The organism is Martinezella dioscoreae (assembly GCF_009176305.1).
In the GTDB taxonomy this organism is placed as follows: Bacteria; Pseudomonadota; Alphaproteobacteria; order Rhizobiales; family Rhizobiaceae; genus Rhizobium; species Rhizobium dioscoreae.
The window spans coordinates 1-2589 of record NZ_BLAJ01000034.1 but is presented as its reverse complement, the minus strand read 5'-3'; the positions used below and the strand labels follow the sequence as shown (position 1 = coordinate 2589).

Annotated in this window: 3 protein-coding genes and 1 pseudogene; all 4 read left to right on the top strand. The window is 61.3% G+C overall.

Translation table 11 applies throughout. The features are described 5' to 3' along the window. Nucleotides 1-219 (top strand): annotated as a pseudogene (locus GDN47_RS31760) (IS66 family insertion sequence element accessory protein TnpB); the annotation flags it as partial. Further along, a complete protein-coding gene (gene tnpB, locus GDN47_RS31755) occupies nt 216-566 on the top strand; it encodes an IS66 family insertion sequence element accessory protein TnpB (protein ID WP_010009780.1) in 351 nt (116 codons plus the stop codon). The pseudogene GDN47_RS31760 and the gene tnpB, both read left to right, overlap by 4 nt. A gap of 59 nt (nt 567-625) precedes the next feature. After that, complete coding sequence (gene tnpC / locus GDN47_RS31750; protein ID WP_152095054.1) at nt 626-2263, top strand: IS66 family transposase; 1638 nt, start codon at nt 626-628, stop codon at nt 2261-2263. Further along, entirely contained in the window at nt 2263-2562 is a 300-nt protein-coding gene (locus GDN47_RS31745) for a hypothetical protein (RefSeq protein WP_113389690.1), read from the top strand. Before tnpC ends, GDN47_RS31745 begins: the two co-directional genes overlap by 1 nt. Nucleotides 2563-2589 lie beyond the last annotated feature (27 nt).

The following is a 2589-nucleotide window of genomic DNA, read 5'->3' as shown; positions in this document are numbered from 1 at the left end:
GAATACCGAAGCGGGCTTCTGAACGTTTCCGGGTCAACGGGCTTCGTGCCGCTTTCGATTTCGCCACCGCCGGCGGTATCTTTCGAGATGGCCCCATCGCCGACTGAAGACGACAGGACGATCGAGATCGGCCTACCGAACGGTCGTCGCCTGACGATCCCGGTTTCGCTTGATCCAACTATCCTTGCTCGGCTGTTGCCGGTTCTGGACGCGTCATGATCGCCTTTCCGCCTGGGGTGAAGGTTTGGATTGCGGGCGGTGTGACGGACATGCGTTGTGGCATGAATAGCCTGGCGCTGAAGGTGCAACAGGGGCTTGGCCGCGATCCCCATGGCGGCGAGGTCTTCTGCTTTCGAGGTCGCAAAGGTGACCTGATCAAGGTCCTGTGGCATGACGGCGTCGGCATGTCGCTCTACCTGAAGCGCCTGGAGGCAGGCAAGTTCATCTGGCCGGTTAGCCAGAATGGCTCCGCCGTGCCGGTGTCGGCGGCTCAACTCGGCTATCTTCTGGAAGGGATCGACTGGCGTAATCCACGCTGGACGCAGCGACCTGCAACGGCAGGCTGATCGCGAACATTCCTCTGTTTTTGTTGGGCTTTTGACAAGCGGCATGGTAGCTTTCGGCCATGGACGACGCTGCTTCGGAGATAGCCAGGTTACGGGCCGCGCTTGCGGCATCGGAGGCGCGTGCCGCATCCGCCGAGGCTGATCTCGCTCAGATGCGAGCTGTCGTGACGACGTCCGAGGCGATGATCCGGCACCTCAAGCTCGAGATCGCCAAGTTACGTCGCGAGCAATACGGTCAGAGTTCGGAACGACGCGCCCGGCTGATCGACCAGATGGAATTGCAGCTCGAAGAACTTGAGGCCGACGCCACCGAGGACGAGATCGCCGCGGAACGCGTGGCGGCTGAGGTTGTGCAAGTTCCAGCCTTTGAACGCCGCCGCCCGGTCCGCAAGCCGTTTCCCGAGCACCTGCCGCGCGAACGGCTAATCATCGAAGCACCCTCGACCTGCAACTGCTGCGGCTCGGCCCGGATCGTTAAGATGGGCGAGGATATCACCGAGACGCTGGAGGTGATCCCGCGCCAGTGGAAGGTGATCCAGACGGTGCGCGAGAAGTTCACCTGCCGGGACTGCGAGAAGATCAGCCAGCCACCGGCACCTTTCCATGCGACGCCACGCGGATGGGCGGGACCGAACTTGCTCGCGACTATCCTGTTCGAGAAGTTCGGCCAGCATCAACCATTGAACCGCCAAGCTGAGCGCTACGCCAGAGAAGGCGTCGATCTCAGCCTCTCTACACTGGCCGACCAGGTTGGAGCCTGCGCAACGGCGCTGCAGCCGATTCATGATCTGGTCCGCGCCCATGTGCTGGCAGCCGGGCGGCTTCATGGCGACGACACTACCGTGCCGCTGCTGGCCAAGGGCGCAACGAAGCAGGCAAGGTTATGGACCTATGTTCGCGATGATCGTCCCTTCGCGGGTGGTGCGCCTCCTGCGGCACTCTTCTACTTCTCGACCGATCGGGAGAAGACCCATCCCAACACGCATCTTGCCGGATGGGACGGCATACTGCAGGCGGATGCCTATGGCGGCTACAACGATCTTTATCGCGCCGACCGCCTCCCCGCGGCGGTGATCAGCGCGCTCTGCTGGGGCCATGCGCGGCGCAAGTTCTTCGAACTGGCCGATATCGCCGGTAACGTGCGCAAAGGCAAACCGGCCCATGAGATATCGCCTGTCGCGCTTGAAGCAGTGGCCCGCATCGATGCGCTCTTCGAGATCGAGCGTAACATAAACGGTAAATCCGCAGAGGAACGATTAGCTGCCCGACAACAGCACACTCGTCCGCTTGTCGAGGACCTGCGCGACTGGCTGATAGTCCAGCGCTCCCAGATGTCGAAGCACAATCCCGTCGCCAAGGCGATCAACTATATGTTCGAGAAGGACGGGCGCTGGGACGCCTTCACCCGGTTCCTCGACGATGGCAGGCTCTGCATGTCGAACAATGCGGCAGAGCGTGCCTTGCGCGGGATCGCTCTGGGAAGAAAGGCATGGCTATTCGCTGGCTCCCAGCGCGGCGGCGAGCGTGCTGCCTTCATGTATTCCCTGATCGTCACAGCTAAGATGAACGATATCGATCCGCAGGCATGGCTGGCCGACGTGCTCGCCCGCATGCCCAACCTTCCCGTGTCACGGCTGCCCGAACTATTGCCATGGAACTGGCCCGCAAACGGCCACACCCGGCAGGTGGCTGCCTGATGGCGCGCCCGACCCATGTCTACACGATCGATTACGTCGCCACACTGATCGGCGAGAACATCGAACTCATCCGGAAGATCGCCGGCAACTCGGACAACATCGACTACGGCGAGATCATTTATGCCCACGACGGCAGCGAAGAGGGCATCATGACCTTAACGGACCGGGGAATCGAAAGCTTGCAGGAGTTCCTCGCTGATGTCCGCACCTGGGACGGAGGTGTTCGGCAGTTCCTTATCGACGAGCAATGTGATCCGGAAAAGATCGAACGCATTATCGCTGATGAGCCAAATTCATAAGGTCTGCGGCCTAGCCCGGACGGTTAC